The organism is Rathayibacter sp. AY1F9, from assembly GCF_002932155.1.
GTDB lineage: Bacteria > Actinomycetota > Actinomycetes > Actinomycetales > Microbacteriaceae > Rathayibacter.
Genome location: NZ_PSVA01000001.1, coordinates 1 through 15,084, shown reverse-complemented (window position 1 = coordinate 15,084; position 15,084 = coordinate 1). Strand labels below are relative to the sequence as shown.

Here is a 15,084-nt window from a genome sequence, read left to right as displayed (position 1 = left end):
GGCGTAGCGAGAACCCCGCCCCTGCTGGTCGAGCAGCGCCGGCGGCGGGGCTTCGAGGGCCGTCGGCGCAGACGGTGGCCTGGCCGCGGGCGAGCGCGACGAGCACCGCGCGCGGGCGGCGGGAGGGGGCGGAGGCCCTCGCCTACACTGGGGGATCGTGTCAGACAGCAACCCGATCACCGATGAGGCCGTCTCCGCGGCGGTCGCCGACGCCCTCGCCGCCATCGGCGCGGCGGGCGACTCCGCCGCTCTGAAGTCCGCCCGAGCCGCCCACCTCGGCGAGGGGTCCGCCCTCGCCCGCCTCAACGCGCGGATGCGCTCCGTCCCGCCCGAGCACAAGGCGGCGTCCGGCAAGCTCGTCGGCGGTGCCCGCAAGCAGGTGGGCGACGCCTACGCCGCCCGCGAGGCCGAGCTCGTCGAGGCCGAGGACGCGGCCGCGCTCGAGGCCGAGCGCGTGGACGTCACCGCCGGTGCCAGCTTCGTGCGCCGCGGCGCCCGCCACCCCCTCTCGCTGCTCCAGGAGTCGATCGCCGACGTGTTCGTCGGGATGGGCTGGGAGATCGCGGAGGGGCCGGAGCTCGAGAACGAGTGGTTCAACTTCGACGCCCTGAACTTCGACGAGGACCACCCGGCCCGAGCCATGCAGGACACCTTCTTCGTCGACCCCGTCGACTCGCACCTGGTGCTGCGCACGCACACCTCGCCGGTGCAGATCCGCTCGATGCTCGAGCGCCCGCTGCCGCTCTACGTGATCGCTCCCGGACGGGTGTACCGCACCGACGAGCTCGATGCGACGCACACGCCCGTGTTCACGCAGTTCGAGGGTCTCGCCGTCGACCGCGGCCTGACCATGGCGCACCTGCGGGGCACCCTCGAGCACGTCGCGCGGATCCTCTTCGGCGACGACGCGCGCATTCGCCTGCGCCCGAACTACTTCCCCTTCACCGAGCCCAGCGCCGAGCTGGACGTCTGGCACCCGACCTTCGTCGGCGGTGCCCGCTGGATCGAGTGGGGCGGCTGCGGCATGGTCAATCCGAACGTGCTGCGCGCGGCCGGGATCGACCCGGAGGAGTACTCCGGGTTCGCCTTCGGCATGGGGATCGAGCGGACCCTGATGTTCCGCAACGACGTGAAGGACATGCGCGACATGGTCGAGGGCGACGTCCGCTTCAGCGAGCAGTACGGGATGGTGATCTGATGCGCATCCCGCTGAGCTGGCTGGGGGAGTACGTCGACCTCGAGCAGGACGTCACGACGGAGTCCGTGCACGCGGCCCTGGTGTCGGTCGGCCTGGAGGAGGAGGACGTCCACCGCTTCGAGGTGACCGGCCCCGTCGTCGTCGGCGAGGTGCTCGACCTCGCTCCGGAGCCGCAGAAGAACGGCAAGACCATCAACTGGTGCCACGTCCGCGTGGCCCCGGAGGGCGGGCGTGCCGCCGACGGCGGAGAGGACGTCCGCGGCATCGTCTGCGGAGCCCACAACTTCGCGGCCGGCGACAAGGTCGTCGTGTCACTGCCGGGCGCGGTCCTGCCCGGGCCGTTCCCGATCTCCGCGCGGAAGACCTACGGGCACGTGTCCGACGGGATGATCGCCTCGAGCCGCGAGCTCGGCCTCGGGGACGACCACGACGGCATCCTCCGCCTCGCCTCGCTCGGGCTCGACCCGGAGCCGGGCACGGACGCCGTCGCGCTCCTCGGTCTCGACGACGCCGCGGTCGAGGTCAACGTGACGCCCGACCGCGGCTACGCCTTCTCGATCCGCGGCATCGCCCGCGAGTACGCCCACGCCACCGGAGCCGCCTTCCGCGACCCCGCTCGGGCGCTCCCTCCGCACGAGCGCACGGAGACGGCCCCCGTCTTCCCCGTGTCCGTGGCCGACGAGGCGCCGATCCGCGGCCGTGTCGGCGCCTCCGTGTTCGTCACGCGCGTCGTTCGGGGCGTCGACGTCTCACGACCGACGCCGCCGTGGATGCTCGCGCGACTGCGACTGGCCGGCGTCCGCTCGATCTCGCTCGTCGTGGACATCACCAACTACGTGATGTTCGAGCTGGGCCAGCCGCTGCACGGCTACGACCTGGCGACCCTGCAGGGCGGCATCGTGGTGCGCCGCGCCGCACCGGGGGAGACCCTCGAGACGCTCGACGGCCAGACCCGGCGCCTGCACGCGGAGGACCTCGTCATCGCCGACGACGGCGGGGCGATCGGCCTCGCCGGAGTGATGGGGGGCGCGCGCACCGAGATCTCGGACGCCACGTCCGACGTCCTGCTCGAGGCGGCGAACTTCGACCCGGTCTCGATCGCCCGGACGGCTCGCCGGCACAAGCTGCCGAGCGAGGCGTCGCGGCGCTTCGAGCGCGGCGTCGACCCCGAGGTGGCCTCGGTCGCCGCGGCCCGCGCGGTGCAGCTGCTCGTGGAGCTCGCCGGCGGCACGGCGGACGAGCTCGGCTCGGTCCTGGCCGACCCGCGCACGGCGGAGCCGGTCGAGCTGCCGGACGGCTACGTCGCAGGCCTCATCGGCGTGGAGTACACCCCGGAGGAGATCCGCGGCGCGCTCGTCGAGATCGGCGCCTCCGTCGAGGCCGGCGGAGCGGGCCTGCTGGTGACTCCGCCGAGCTGGCGCCCCGACCTCGTCGACCGCGCCTCGCTCGCGGAGGAGGTCGCCCGCATCACCGGGTACGACCGCATCCCGGCGATCCTGCCCGTGGCGCCTCCCGGCCGCGGGCTGACCCCGGGCCAGCGGCTGCGCCGCACCCTCGCCCAGGCGCTCGCCGCCGCGGGTCTGACCGAGGTGCTCTCGTACCCGTTCCTCTCGCGCTCGATCAACGACCGGCTCGGCTCGGTCGACGGGGAGCCGCAGGAGCAGATCACGCTCGCCAACCCGCTCGACGCGACCGCGGGCCAGCTGCGGATCTCTCTGCTGCCGGGTCTCGTGCAGGTCGCGGCCCGCAACCGCTCGCGCGGCCTGACGGATCTCGCGGTCTACGAGCTCGGCTCCGTCTTCCTCCCGGTTGCCGGCCGCCCGTTCGGCTCGGGGGCGCTCCCTGCGGGCGGGACGCGTCCGTCCGCGGAGGTCGAGGCCGAGCTGAACGCGGGCATTCCGCCGCAGCCGCGGCACCTCGCGGCGCTGCTCACGGGTGCCGCCGTCGTGCGCCAGCCCGGTGTCGCCGGGCGTGACGTCGACTGGCGCGACGCCCTCGACGTGGTCCGCGAGGTCGCCGCAGCGACCGGCACCGAGCTCGTGCTGCGCCAGGGGGCCCACGCCGCGCTGCACCCGGGCCGCACCGCCGAGGTCGTGCTCGACGGCGCGGTCATCGGGCACGCGGGGGAGCTGCTCCCGGCGCTCGCCGAGGAGCTCGACCTCCCGCGCCGCGTCGCCGTGGTCGAGCTCGACCTCGAGCCGCTGCTCGCGCGGGCCGGGAGGGTCGTCGTGGCCCGTCCGGTGGGCGCGCTGCCCGCCGCGACCCAGGACCTCTCGCTCGTCGTGCCGGTCGGCATCGCGGCAGCCGACGTGCGCGCCGCCGTCGCCGAGGGGGCGGGCGAGCTGCTCGAGGCGATCCGCCTGGTCGACGACTACCGCGGCACCGGGCTCGCCGAGGGGACGAAGTCGCTGACGTTCGCGCTGCGCTTCCGCGCGCCGGACCGCACGCTCACCGCGGCCGAGGCGACGGCCGCGAAGGAGAACGGCGTGGCCGTGGCGGCGGAGCGCTTCGGTGTCCGACTCCGCGAGTGAGGCCGGGGGTCCCGTCCGGCTCGGCCGGGCGGGGCCCCGCACCCGCACCGGCTAGGCTCTCGGGCATGACTTTCTCCGTGGCGGTGGCCGGTGCGAGCGGCTACGCGGGCGGCGAGCTGCTGCGACTGCTCGCCGACCACCCCGAGTTCGAGGTGCGCACGGTGACGGCGCACGCCAACGCGGGTCAGCCCCTCATCGCCGTGCACCCGCACCTCCGCTCGCTCCGCGACCTCGTCCTCGTCGACACGACGACCGGGAACCTCGCCGGGCACGACGTCGTCTTCCTCGCCCTCCCGCACGGGAAGTCGGGCGAGATCACCGCGACCCTGCCCGAGGACGTCCTCGTCGTCGACTGCGGCGCCGACCACCGCTTGACCGACCCGCAGGACTGGGCCGACTTCTACGGGGGCGACTTCGCCGGGGCCTGGCCCTACGGGCTCCCGGAGCTGCTGATCGGCGGCGGCGGACGCAAGCAGCGCGAGGCGCTCGCCGGAGTGCGGCGCATCGCCGTCCCCGGCTGCAACGTCACGGCGATCACGCTCGGCCTGGCCCCCGGCCTGCACGCCGGAGTGATCGAGTCGTCGGACCTCGTCGCGGTCCTCGCCGTCGGACCCTCGGGTGCGGGCAAGAGCCTGCGGATCGACCTCCTCGCCAGCGAGCTCCTCGGCTCCGCGCACGCCTACGGCCTCGGCGGAGCGCACCGCCACAATCCCGAGATCCGGCAGAACCTCCTGCTCGCCGGAGCCGGACCCGTCTCGATCTCGTTCACCCCGGTCCTCGTGCCGATGCCCCGGGGCATCCTGGCGACCTCGACCGCGCGCCTCGCTCCCGGCGTCTCCGCGCAGGACGTGCGCGCCGCGTGGGAGACCGCCTACGGCGACGAGACCTTCGTCCAGCTGCTCCCGGAGGGCTCCTTCCCCCGGACGGCCGACGTGGTGGGGGCGAACACCGCTCTGATCGGACTCGCCGTGGACGAGCGGGCCCGCCGCGTCGTGGTCGTCTCGGCCATCGACAACCTGGTCAAGGGCACCGCGGGCGCGGCCGTCCAGTCCACCAACATCGCCCTGGGACTCCCGGAGTCCCTCGGCCTGAGCGTGAACGGAGTCGCGCCGTGAGCGTCACCGCAGCAGCAGGGTTCCGGGCGGCCGGAGTCGTCGCCGGGCTGAAGTCGACCGGAGCGCGCGACGTCGCGCTCGTGCAGAACCTCGGCCCGCTGCAGAGCGCCGCCGCGGTCTTCACGAGCAACCGCTGCAAGGCGAACCCCGTCCTCTGGAGCGAGCAGGTGATGCGCGACGGCGTCGTCTCGGCGATCGTCCTCAACTCCGGCGGCGCCAACTGCTACACGGGTGCTCAGGGCTTCCAGGTCACCCACCGCACCGCGGAGCTCGTGGGCGAGAGCCTCGAGGTGTCCGCCGGCGACGTGCTGGTGTGCTCCACCGGGCTGATCGGCGACCAGCTCGACCTCGCGAAGCTCACCGCCGGCGTGACCGGCGCCTCCGCCGAGCTCGCCGGGGGACCCGAGGCGGGCGAGGCGGCCGCCCGCGCGATCATGACCACCGACACGGTCCCGAAGCAGGCGGTGGTCCGTTCCGAGCAGGGCTGGAGCATCGGCGGCATGGCCAAGGGCGCCGGGATGCTCGCGCCGGGTCTGGCGACGATGCTGGTCGTGATCACGACCGACGCGGCCCTCGAGTCCGCCGCTCTCGACACCGCCCTGCGTGCCGCGACCCGCGTCACCTTCGACCGCCTCGACTCGGACGGCTGCATGTCGACGAACGACACCGTCGCACTGCTCGCGAGCGGCGCCAGCGGCGTCGAGACCGACGCCGACGAGTTCACCGCGGCCCTGACCGCGGTCTGCCGCGACCTCACCCTGCAGCTGCAGGCGGATGCGGAGGGCGCCGCCCACGACGTCGCGATCCGCGTGCTGAACGCCGCGACCGAGGACGAGGCCGTGGTCGTCGCCCGCGCCGTCTCCCGCAGCAACCTGTTCAAGGCCGCGATCTTCGGCAAGGATCCCAACTGGGGCCGCGTCCTCGCCGCCGTGGGCACGACCGATGCGCAGTTCGACCCGTACGGCATCGACGTCGCGATGAACGGGGTGCAGGTCTGCCTCGCGGGCGAGCCGCACGAGAGCCGCGACCTCGTCGACCTCGCCCCTCGGGAGGTCGCCGTCGACATCGACCTGCACGCCGGCGACGCGACGGCCACGATCTGGACCAACGACCTCACGCACGACTACGTGCACGAGAACTCCGCGTACTCGAGCTGAGGCGGCCATGAGCGACGACACCACTCTCTCGGCCGAGAGCCGCGCCGAGCGCGACGCCGCGCCCGGGAAGGCCGCGGCGCTCATCGAGTCGCTGCCCTGGCTGCAGAGCTTCCACGGGCGCACGATGGTGATCAAGTTCGGCGGCAACGCGATGGTGTCGGAGGAGCTGCAGCGCTCCTTCGCCCAGGACATGGTCTACCTGCGCTACGCCGGGATCCGCCCCGTGGTCGTCCACGGCGGTGGGCCCCAGATCTCGCGGATGCTCGACCGGCTCGGGATCGAGAGCGAGTTCCGGGGCGGCTACCGGGTCACGAGCCCCGAGGCGATGGAGGTGGTGCGGATGGTGCTCACCGGCAGCATCAGCCGCGACATCGTCCGCCGGATCAACGAGCACGGCCCCCTCGCCGCCGGTATCTCCGGTGAGGACGCGGGCCTCTTCGTCGGCCGCCGCCGCGGTGTCGTGATCGACGGCGAGGAGCACGACCTCGGACTCGTCGGAGACGTGATCGCCGTGGATCCCGCCGCCGTCCTCGCTCAGCTCGAGGCCGGCCGGATCCCGGTCGTGTCCTCGATCGCCCCCGACTCGGACGACCCCACGCAGTCGCTGAACGTCAACGCCGACGCCGCCGCCGCCGCGCTGGCCGTCGCGCTCGGCGCCGAGAAGCTCGTCGTCCTCACCGACGTGGCCGGCCTCTACTCCGACTGGCCCGACCGCGAGTCGCTCGTCTCGCACATCCGCTCGGACGACCTCGCGGCTCTGCTGCCCTCGCTCGAATCGGGCATGATCCCCAAGATGACCGCCTGCCTCGACGCCGTGCGCGGGGGAGTGCCCAAGGCCGCCATCATCGACGGCCGCATCCCGCACTCGATCCTGCTCGAGGTGTTCACCTCGGAGGGCATCGGCACCGAGGTCGTCGCCTCGCTCGACCCCCGCGACCGGGAGCGAATGTCGGGCCGCTGATCCTCAGCGGCCCCGGCTCCGAGCGCCCGTCCCGTCCGGGACGCGCGCACCGTCGGCCCTCGCGGCCGGACCGCTCCGATCGAAAGGCCACCATGTCCATCCCCACGACCGCGTCCCGCACCGTCTCGGCGCGCGACCGCTACTCCGCCGCGATGATGCAGACCTTCGCGCCGCCGCTCGCCGTGCTCGAGCGCGGCGAGGGCTGCCGGGTCTGGGACGTCGACGGGCGGGAGTACCTCGACTTCCTCGGCGGCATCGCCGTCAACTCGCTCGGCCATGCGCATCCCGTGTTCGTCGAGGCCGTGACGCGCCAGGCCGGTGCGCTCGCCCACGTCTCCAACTACTTCGCGACCGCCCCGCAGATCGAGCTCGCCGAGACCCTGCGCCGCCTCACCGGGGCCGGGGAGACGGGCCGCGTCTACTTCGCCAACTCGGGCACCGAGGCCAACGAGGCGGCCTTCAAGCTGGCGCGGCTGAACGCGGCCGGCGGCCGGCACCGCGTCGTGGCGCTGCAGAACGCGTTCCACGGGCGGACGATGGGCGCGCTCGCTCTGACCGGCAAGGCGGCCATGCGCGCGCCGTTCGAGCCGATGCCGGGAGGGGTCGAGCACCTCGAGGCGAGCATCGAGGCCCTCGAGGCGGCTCTCGACGAGTCCGTCGCCGCGCTGATCGTCGAGCCCATCCAGGGGGAGGCGGGCGTCATCCCGCTGCCGGCCGGCTACCTCGAGCGCGCGCGGGAGCTCACCCGCGAGCACGGCGCGCTGCTCATCGTCGACGAGATCCAGACCGGGGTCGGGCGGACCGGACGCTGGTTCGCCTACCAGGAGGCGGGGATCCTGCCCGACGCCGTCACCCTGGCCAAGGGGCTCGGCGGAGGCTTCCCCGTCGGAGCGCTGGTGACCTTCGGCGAGGCGTCCGACCTCCTGCAGAAGGGCCACCACGGCAGCACCTTCGGCGGCAATCCGCTCGCGACCGCCGTGGCCGGAGCCGTGCTCGCCGAGATCGAGCGCGCCGACCTTCTCGGCAACGCGCGGGAGCGCGGGGCGCAGATCGTCGACGCGCTGACCGCTCTCGACTCGCCCCTGATCGGAGGGGTCCGCGGCGCGGGCCTCCTCCTGGGCATCGCCCTGACCCGGCCGGTCGCCGCCGAGCTCGCCGCCGCCTGCCTCGACGCCGGCCTGATCGTGAACGCGGCGAACGACTCGAGCATCCGGCTCGCGCCTCCGCTCGTGGTGACCGCCGCCGACGTCGCCGAGTTCGCCGAGCGCTTCGGCCGCGCACTGCAGACCCTCTGACCCCGTACCTCCACCGAAAGCGACCAGCATCGTGACCCGCCACTTCCTCCGCGACGACGACATCACTCCCGCCGAGCAGGCCGAGATCCTCGACCTCGCCCTCGAGCTCAAGCGCGACCGCTTCTCCCGGAAGCCCCTCGCCGGGCCGCAGACCGTCGCCGTGATCTTCGACAAGTCCTCCACGCGCACCCGCGTCTCCTTCGCGGTCGGCATCGCCGATCTCGGCGGAAGCCCCCTGATCATCTCGACCGCGAGCAGCCAGCTCGGCGGCAAGGAGACCGCCTCCGACACGGCGCGGGTTCTGGAGCGCCAGGTCGCCGCCATCGTGTGGCGCACCTACGCGCAGTCGGGCCTGGAGGAGATGGCGCGCAGCACGCGCGTGCCGGTCGTCAACGCGCTCTCGGACGAGTTCCACCCGTGCCAGCTCCTCGCCGACCTGCTGACCATCCGCGAGCACCGCGGTCGCCTCGCCGGCCTCACGCTCACGTTCTTCGGCGACGGGGCGAGCAACATGGCGCACTCGTACCTCCTGGCGGGGGCCACGGCCGGCATGCACGTCCGCATCGTCTCCCCGGAGTCGTACTCGCCGGACGCGGCGGTCCTGGCCGATGCGCAGCGCATCGCCGCGACCACCGGCGGATCGGCGATCACCACGACCGACCCCGACGAGGGCGCGGCCGGCTCCGACATCGTGATCACGGACACGTGGGTGTCGATGGGCAAGGAGGACGAGAAGGCGGCGCGCGTCGCGACCTTCGGCGCCTACCGGGTCGACGCGGCCACGATGGCCGCTGCCGCTCCCGACGCGCTGTTCCTGCACTGCCTGCCCGCGGATCGCGGCTACGAGGTGACCGCCGACGTGATCGACGGCCCGCAGAGCGTGATCTGGGATGAGGCGGAGAACCGCCTGCACGCGCAGAAGGCCCTGCTCGTGTGGCTCCTGGAGCGCGCCGGCACCGCCGACGCGGCTCAGTAGACTCGACAGCCGAACCCGAGGAGAACCATGACGGAACGACCCTCCGCCCGCGCGGGCGAGGCCGGAGCCCTCTGGGGCGGCCGCTTCGCCGGCGGCCCCTCGCCCGAGCTCGCGGCGCTCTCGAGGTCGACCCACTTCGACTGGCAGCTCGCCCCCTACGACCTCGCCGGCTCCCGCGCCCACGCCCGAGCGCTCGCCGGAGCGGGCTACCTCGACGACGCCGAGCTCACCGCGATGCTCGCGGCGCTCGACCGGCTCGAGGCTGCCGTCGCCGACGGGAGCTTCGCCGCCGACGAATCCGACGAGGACGTGCACGGCGCCCTCGAGCGCGGCCTGATGCTCGAAGCCGGTCCCGAGCTCGGCGGCAAGCTCCGCGCGGGGCGCTCGCGCAACGACCAGATCGCCACCTTCGTCCGGATGTACCTCCGCGACCACGCGGCGCTCGTCTCGGAGCTGGTGGTGCAGCTCATCGACGCCCTCGCCGCGCAGGCGTCGGCGCACCCGACGGCGATCATGCCCGGGCGCACACACCTCCAGCACGCTCAGCCCGTGCTCCTCGCGCACCATCTGCTCGCCCACGGCTGGGCGCTGCTGCGCGATCTGGAGCGCCTGCGGGACTGGGCCGTCCGGGCGGACGTCTCGCCCTACGGCTCGGGCGCCCTCGCCGGCTCGACCCTCGGCCTGGACGCCGAGGCGGTCGCCCGCGATCTCGGCTTCGCGTCGAGCGTGCCGAACTCGATCGACGGGACGGCCAGCCGCGACCTCGTCGCCGAGTTCGCCTTCGTCAGCGCCATGATCGGGATCGACGTCTCGCGCATCGCGGAGGAGGTCATCCTCTGGAACACGCGGGAGTTCGCCTTCGTCACGCTCGACGACGGCTACTCGACCGGGTCCTCGATCATGCCGCAGAAGAAGAACCCCGACATCGCCGAGCTCGCCCGGGGGAAGTCCGGCCGGCTGATCGGCAACCTCACCGGGCTGCTCGCGACCCTCAAGGCGCTGCCGCTCGCCTACAACCGCGACCTGCAGGAGGACAAGGAGCCGGTCTTCGACTCGGTGACGACCCTCGAGGTCCTGCTGCCCGCGTTCACCGGCATGATCGCGACCCTCACCTTCCACACCGACCGGATGGCGGAGCTCGCGCCCCAGGGCTTCTCCCTCGCGACCGACGTGGCCGAGTGGCTCGTGAAGAAGCACGTGCCCTTCCGGGACGCCCACGAGATCACCGGTGAGCTGGTCAAGCTGGCGGAGTCGCAGGGGAGGGGGCTCGAGGATCTCGACGACGCCGCGCTCGCCTCGGTGTCGCCGCTGCTCACTCCAGACGTGCGGTCGGTCCTCAGCATCGAGGGATCGGTGGCGAGCCGGGACGGTGTCGGCGGCACGGCTCCCGACCGCGTCGCGGAGCAGCTCGCCCGGCTGACCGAGCGCGTCCGGGTCGTGCGCGGATCCCTCCGAGGGGAACGCCCGTGACTCTTCGAGGAGCGCCGGGCGACGACGGCCGTCCGCCGCTGCGCCCCTGGCAGCAGCGGACTCTGGTGCTCGTCGCCGCAGTCGTCATCGTCGCGGTGATCGTGATCACCCTCGTGTCGGGCCAGAGCTTCTTCTGAGCGCCGACCTCCCCGACCTCGCGCGCTCGGCCCTCGAGGTGGCACCGGAGCTGCTCGGCCGCGTCCTCCTGCACCGCACGCCGGAGGGCGTGGTCGGCGTCCGGCTGACCGAGGTCGAGGCGTACCTCGGAACCGGTGAGGATCCGGGCTCGCATGCGCACCGCGGACCGACACCCCGGACGGCTCCCATGTTCGGTCCGCCCGGGTCCGTGTACGCGTACTTCACCTACGGGATGCACACCTGCGTGAACATCGTCTGCTCCCCGGCGGGCACGGCGTCGGCGGTGCTGCTGCGCGCCGGCGAGGTCGTATCGGGGGAGGATCTCGCGATGATCCGGCGCGGACCCGTTCGCAGCCGGGATCTGGCCCGCGGACCCGCACGGCTGGCGAAGGCCCTCGGAGTCCGTCTCACCGAGTCGGGCGACCCACTCGAGGCGGCGTTCGAGCTGCTGCCGGGGGAGAGGCCGTCCTCCGTGGCGGCGGGCCCGCGCACCGGCGTCTCGGGCCCGGGCGGCGGGGACGACTTCCCGTGGCGCTTCAGCATCCCGGGCGACCCCACCGTCTCGCCCTACCGGAGAGCAGTGCCCCGGCGGCGGCCCGGAGCTCAGCCCGCGAGGTAGAGCCGGGCGAGAACGCCGAGAGCCGCCGCCCAGGCGAGGCTCGCCAGCGTGCCGATGATGAACCGCTCGCGCGCCTCCGGGGAGGCGAGCTCGCTGAAGCGGCCGACGCCCTTGATCGCCACCACGACCGCGATCCCCTCGGGGAGACCGCTCATCAGTGCGCCGGCCGTCGCGATCCGCTCGAGGACCCCGATCGTCGTCCCCCCGCGCAGCACCTCGATCGGCTGGCCGATCGCCGAGGGCGCGCTCCCGGCGGCGGGGCGGGAGGTTCCGGCGACCATGATGCCGCCGTGGCTGCCGCTGCGGGAGTCGGCCGTCGCGAGCCGGAGGGTGAGCAGCACGACCGGCCCGCCGCCCGCGATCGCCAGCGCGAAGGCCAGCACCGCCACCAGGACGGAGTGGATCGGGGGCGCGGACGGTCCGGCGACCGCCGTGAGCAGGAAGGCGGCGGCCGCCGCCACGAGGGGGATCCAGGCGAGCTGCGGACGGCGAAGGCGCACGGCGAGCACCGCACCGGCGAGTCCGGCGAGCAGCACGAGCACCACGCCCGTCCACGAGGCGGACTGCAGCGCGGAGGCGAGGAGCAGGGCGGGGGATCCGGGGGGTGCCGTCATCGGGGTGTCCTCTCGTCGGTGGGGTCGAGCGTACGGTCGACCACCGTCAGCAGGCGCGCGAGCGCGTCACGGGCGGGAGCGTCGACTCGAGCACTCGCCGCGCGGACCCGGAGGCTGACCGCCTGCGGGCTGACGGCGAGGCGCTCGGCCGCATCCTTCTGGGAGAGGCCGCTCTCGAGCAGGTCGACGATCTGCCAGCCGGCCTCGGAGCGCGCGTCGCGCAGCAGGAGGAGCGGATCGATCAGCGCCTGGACGTCCGCCGGTGCCGGCGCCGCCGTTCCCGGTGCGTCCGGATCGAGGGAGAAGCGCGTCGGCCGGCCCTTCGCCGTCTCGACCGCCCGGCGCGCCGCGAAGTACGCCTCCCCGGTCGCCGCTCTCGTGGTCGCGGGGAGTGGCCGGTCGACGGGGCCGATCCCGAGGCCGATGCTCCAGTGGCCGGTCCGGTGCAGCTCGAGCACGAGCGCGACGACGGCATCGGCCCGGTCGAGCACGCATTGGAACTCGTCGCCCGCCGTCCGCTCCGGGGGCAGGACGAACGTCGCCCGACCGTCGTCGATCAGGCTCGCGATCGCCTGGTCCACGCGGTCGTGGTCGTGCCTGCTGTCGCGCTGATCCGCGGTGATGACGAACATCGGACCTCCTCGATCAAGTATCGGCACTTGATCGCCCGGGATCAAGCCTGTGCGCTTGACTCCCGGAGACCGGCTCCTTCCCGCCGCGGTAGCCTGGTCGGGTGATCGACCAGCACCTCCCCGGGTCCGCGACGAGCCCGCAGCTCGACCCCGCCTTCGACTCCGTGTGGGACGAGCTGGTCTGGCGAGGCTCGGTGCACGTGTCGACCGATGCGGGAGCGTTGCGCGAGCTGCTGTCGGGGGAGCCGATCACCTACTACTGCGGGTTCGACCCGACCGCGCCCAGCCTCCACCTCGGGAACCTGGTGCAGCTGATCGTCATGCGCCGGCTCCAGCTGGCCGGGCATCGGCCGCTCGGGCTCGTCGGCGGCTCGACCGGGCTGATCGGGGATCCGCGTCCGACGGCCGAGCGGACGCTGAACTCGCGCGAGACGGTGACGGCGTGGGTCGAGCGCCTCCAGGCGCAGGTGTCCCGGTTCGTTCCCGCGGGCGGCGACAACGGGCTGCGCCTGGTCAACAACCTCGACTGGACCGCTCCGCTGTCGGCGATCGACTTCCTGCGGGAGATCGGGAAGCACTTCCGCGTAGGGACGATGCTCAAGAAGGACGCGGTCAGCGCCCGCCTCAACTCCGACGCGGGGATCAGCTACACCGAGTTCAGCTACCAGATCCTGCAGGGTCTCGACTACCTGGAGCTCTACCGGCAGTACGGGTGCGTCCTGCAGACCGGCGGCAGCGACCAGTGGGGCAACCTGACGAGCGGGACCGACCTGATCCACCGCGCGGAGGGCGTGTCGGTCCACGCGATCGGCACACCGCTGGTGATGAACTCCGACGGCACCAAGTTCGGCAAGAGCGAGGGCAACGCCGTCTGGCTCGACTCCGAGCTCACCAGCCCGTACGCGTTCTACCAGTTCTGGGTCAACACGGACGACCGCGACGTCGCCGACCGCCTGCGGATCTTCACCTTCCTGCCGCGCACGGAGATCGAGCGCCTGGAGAAGGCCGCCGCCGACGAGCCGTTCCGCCGGGAGGCGCAGCGCGCGCTCGCCTGGGAGGTCACGTCGCTGGTGCACGGAGCGGAGGCGACGCGGTCGGTGATCGACGCCTCGGCCGCGCTCTTCGGCAAGGGCTCGCTCGAGGGGATCGACCCGGTCATCCTCCGTGGCGCGCTCGAGGCGGTGCCCTCGATGGAGGCGACACCGGAGACGCCGGCGCTGCAGGCGTTCGTCGAGACCGGACTCGTCGCCAGCACGGGGGAGGGGCGACGGGCACTCGCTCAGGGAGGGCTCTCGGTGAACAACACCGCCCTCCCGTCCGAGACCGTCACGCTCGGCGAGCTCCCGTTGATCGATGGGATCGCCGTCCTCCGTCGCGGCAGGAAGAGCTTCGCCGGGGCCTTCGTCCGCTGACCGCGTGCCCGCTCTCCTCGAGCGGACGCGGATGATGACGGCGTCGGCGGTCTCATCAGCTCGGTGTCCGGTGTCCGGTAGCCGGTAGCCGGTAGCCGGTAGCCGGTAGCCGGTAGCCGGTAGCCGGTAGCCGGTAGCCGGTAGCCGGTAGCCGGTAGCCGGTAGCCGGTAGCCGGCAGCCGGCAGCCGGTAGCCGGTAGCCGGTGTCCGGTAGCCGGTGTCGGGTACCGAGTCGGACACTCAGCGACGCAGAGCCCTTGAATCGCGACACGCCCGGGACGCAGGCGATTTGCCGCTCGGCCGAGGCCCGACGTAATGTAACTCCTCGTCACCCCAAAGGAGCGGCAAGCGGGAGTCAGGCGCAGAGCGTCGAGACCAGCTGGCCCACCTCAAGCGGGGACCATCCCCTCGCTCCCAGGCCTGTTAGAGATTCGTCTCTTGAAGACTGCGGGATCGCGAGCGTAAGATGCAAAGCCTCCACGGGACACGGTCCCGGCTTCGTTGCAAGGCCTCACGGCCGAGCCCGGTGCAGCGGTGCGGTCCTCGATCGTGCAGCGAACACCACGGAGAAGCCGGACTTGACACGGCCTGCGGATGTGCTAAGTTAGTCGAGTTGCCACTGAGGCGATCGGGACTTCGGTTCTGACAAGCGTAACCGGTCTCGGCAAGCAAGACAAATCGAGTGGCTCACGCCCTCGTACAGCAAACTTCGATCACTTTCGTTGTGAAGCACCGTTCTGGTGTGGAGGCGGGATGTGTCCGATTCTTGAGAACTCAACAGCGTGCACTATGTTCAATGCCAATTTTATACCCCGGCCTTGATCTTCGGATCGGGTTGGGATTCCTTTGGAAATTGATGTCAGCTTACGGCTTTCGGGTCGGAGAGATGTCTTATTTGCTAGAGGTCAAACTTGACTCTCCTTCTCTTCGGGGTTGGGGGTCGTAATTTTTTTACGGAGAGTTTGA

The 15,084-nt window shown here is 72.6% G+C and carries 13 protein-coding genes; 11 read left to right on the top strand and 2 right to left on the bottom strand.

From position 1 onward, the window contains the following. The first annotated feature begins 157 nt into the window (after positions 1 to 157). The 10 genes from pheS (at position 158) to C5C37_RS00025 (ending at position 11,460) form a co-directional block, all read left to right on the top strand. A complete protein-coding gene (gene pheS / locus C5C37_RS00065; RefSeq protein ID WP_104272763.1) occupies positions 158 to 1,198 on the top strand; it encodes a phenylalanine--tRNA ligase subunit alpha in 1,041 nt (346 codons plus the stop codon). Further along, on the top strand, positions 1,198 to 3,729 hold the full coding sequence (gene pheT, locus C5C37_RS00060; RefSeq protein WP_104297449.1) for a phenylalanine--tRNA ligase subunit beta: 2,532 nt from the start codon (positions 1,198 to 1,200) through the stop codon (positions 3,727 to 3,729). Before pheS ends, pheT begins: the two co-directional genes overlap by 1 nt. Positions 3,730 to 3,794: 65 nt before the next feature. Beyond that, positions 3,795 to 4,844, top strand: coding sequence for an N-acetyl-gamma-glutamyl-phosphate reductase (argC, locus tag C5C37_RS00055; protein WP_104338231.1), 1,050 nt, complete (start codon positions 3,795 to 3,797; stop codon positions 4,842 to 4,844). After that, positions 4,841 to 6,001 (top strand): bifunctional glutamate N-acetyltransferase/amino-acid acetyltransferase ArgJ, encoded by a 1,161-nt coding sequence (gene argJ, locus C5C37_RS00050; protein WP_104338230.1) that lies wholly within the window; start codon positions 4,841 to 4,843, stop codon positions 5,999 to 6,001. Before argC ends, argJ begins: the two co-directional genes overlap by 4 nt. A gap of 7 nt (positions 6,002 to 6,008) precedes the next feature. Then, positions 6,009 to 6,962, top strand: coding sequence for an acetylglutamate kinase (gene argB, locus C5C37_RS00045; protein ID WP_104338229.1), 954 nt, complete (start codon positions 6,009 to 6,011; stop codon positions 6,960 to 6,962). Between the two features lie 92 nt (positions 6,963 to 7,054). Continuing rightward, positions 7,055 to 8,257, top strand: a complete 1,203-nt coding sequence (locus C5C37_RS00040; RefSeq protein ID WP_104337600.1) for an acetylornithine transaminase — start codon at positions 7,055 to 7,057, stop codon at positions 8,255 to 8,257. A 31-nt stretch (positions 8,258 to 8,288) separates the two neighbouring features. After that, positions 8,289 to 9,233 (top strand): ornithine carbamoyltransferase, encoded by a 945-nt coding sequence (argF, locus tag C5C37_RS00035; RefSeq protein WP_104226319.1) that lies wholly within the window; start codon positions 8,289 to 8,291, stop codon positions 9,231 to 9,233. A gap of 27 nt (positions 9,234 to 9,260) precedes the next feature. Then, complete coding sequence (argH, locus tag C5C37_RS00030; protein ID WP_104338228.1) at positions 9,261 to 10,703, top strand: argininosuccinate lyase; 1,443 nt, start codon at positions 9,261 to 9,263, stop codon at positions 10,701 to 10,703. Next, positions 10,700 to 10,840, top strand: coding sequence for a hypothetical protein (locus C5C37_RS17290; protein ID WP_160034127.1), 141 nt, complete (start codon positions 10,700 to 10,702; stop codon positions 10,838 to 10,840). The genes argH and C5C37_RS17290 overlap by 4 nt, the downstream gene beginning before the upstream one ends. Then, positions 10,837 to 11,460, top strand: coding sequence for a DNA-3-methyladenine glycosylase (locus C5C37_RS00025; RefSeq protein ID WP_104226321.1), 624 nt, complete (start codon positions 10,837 to 10,839; stop codon positions 11,458 to 11,460). Before C5C37_RS17290 ends, C5C37_RS00025 begins: the two co-directional genes overlap by 4 nt. Here the strand turns inward: C5C37_RS00025 and C5C37_RS00020 are convergent. Next, positions 11,445 to 12,074: a hypothetical protein gene (locus C5C37_RS00020; protein ID WP_258059401.1), complete on the bottom strand. Its 630-nt coding sequence runs from the start codon at positions 12,072 to 12,074 to the stop codon at positions 11,445 to 11,447. The two genes, C5C37_RS00025 and C5C37_RS00020, sit on opposite strands and share 16 nt — an antisense overlap. Further along, positions 12,071 to 12,706: a DNA-binding protein gene (locus C5C37_RS00015; protein ID WP_104338227.1), complete on the bottom strand. Its 636-nt coding sequence runs from the start codon at positions 12,704 to 12,706 to the stop codon at positions 12,071 to 12,073. The genes C5C37_RS00020 and C5C37_RS00015 overlap by 4 nt, the downstream gene beginning before the upstream one ends. A gap of 101 nt (positions 12,707 to 12,807) precedes the next feature. Here C5C37_RS00015 and tyrS point away from each other — a divergent pair, with 101 nt between their 5' ends. After that, a complete protein-coding gene (tyrS, locus tag C5C37_RS00010; RefSeq protein WP_104338226.1) occupies positions 12,808 to 14,118 on the top strand; it encodes a tyrosine--tRNA ligase in 1,311 nt (436 codons plus the stop codon). Positions 14,119 to 15,084 lie beyond the last annotated feature (966 nt).

Excerpts from the sequence above, each read along its gene's own strand:
- C5C37_RS00020 (WP_258059401.1), bottom strand. The coding sequence starts at position 12,074 with ATGACGGCACCCCCCGGATCCCCCGCCCTGCTCCTCGCCTCCGCGCTG.
- argC (WP_104338231.1), top strand. The coding sequence starts at position 3,795 with ATGACTTTCTCCGTGGCGGTGGCCGGTGCGAGCGGCTACGCGGGCGGC.
- C5C37_RS00040 (WP_104337600.1), top strand. The coding sequence starts at position 7,055 with ATGTCCATCCCCACGACCGCGTCCCGCACCGTCTCGGCGCGCGACCGC.
- argB (WP_104338229.1), top strand. The coding sequence starts at position 6,009 with ATGAGCGACGACACCACTCTCTCGGCCGAGAGCCGCGCCGAGCGCGAC.
- pheT (WP_104297449.1), top strand. The coding sequence starts at position 1,198 with ATGCGCATCCCGCTGAGCTGGCTGGGGGAGTACGTCGACCTCGAGCAG.
- C5C37_RS00015 (WP_104338227.1), bottom strand. The coding sequence starts at position 12,706 with ATGTTCGTCATCACCGCGGATCAGCGCGACAGCAGGCACGACCACGAC.
- argH (WP_104338228.1), top strand. The coding sequence starts at position 9,261 with ATGACGGAACGACCCTCCGCCCGCGCGGGCGAGGCCGGAGCCCTCTGG.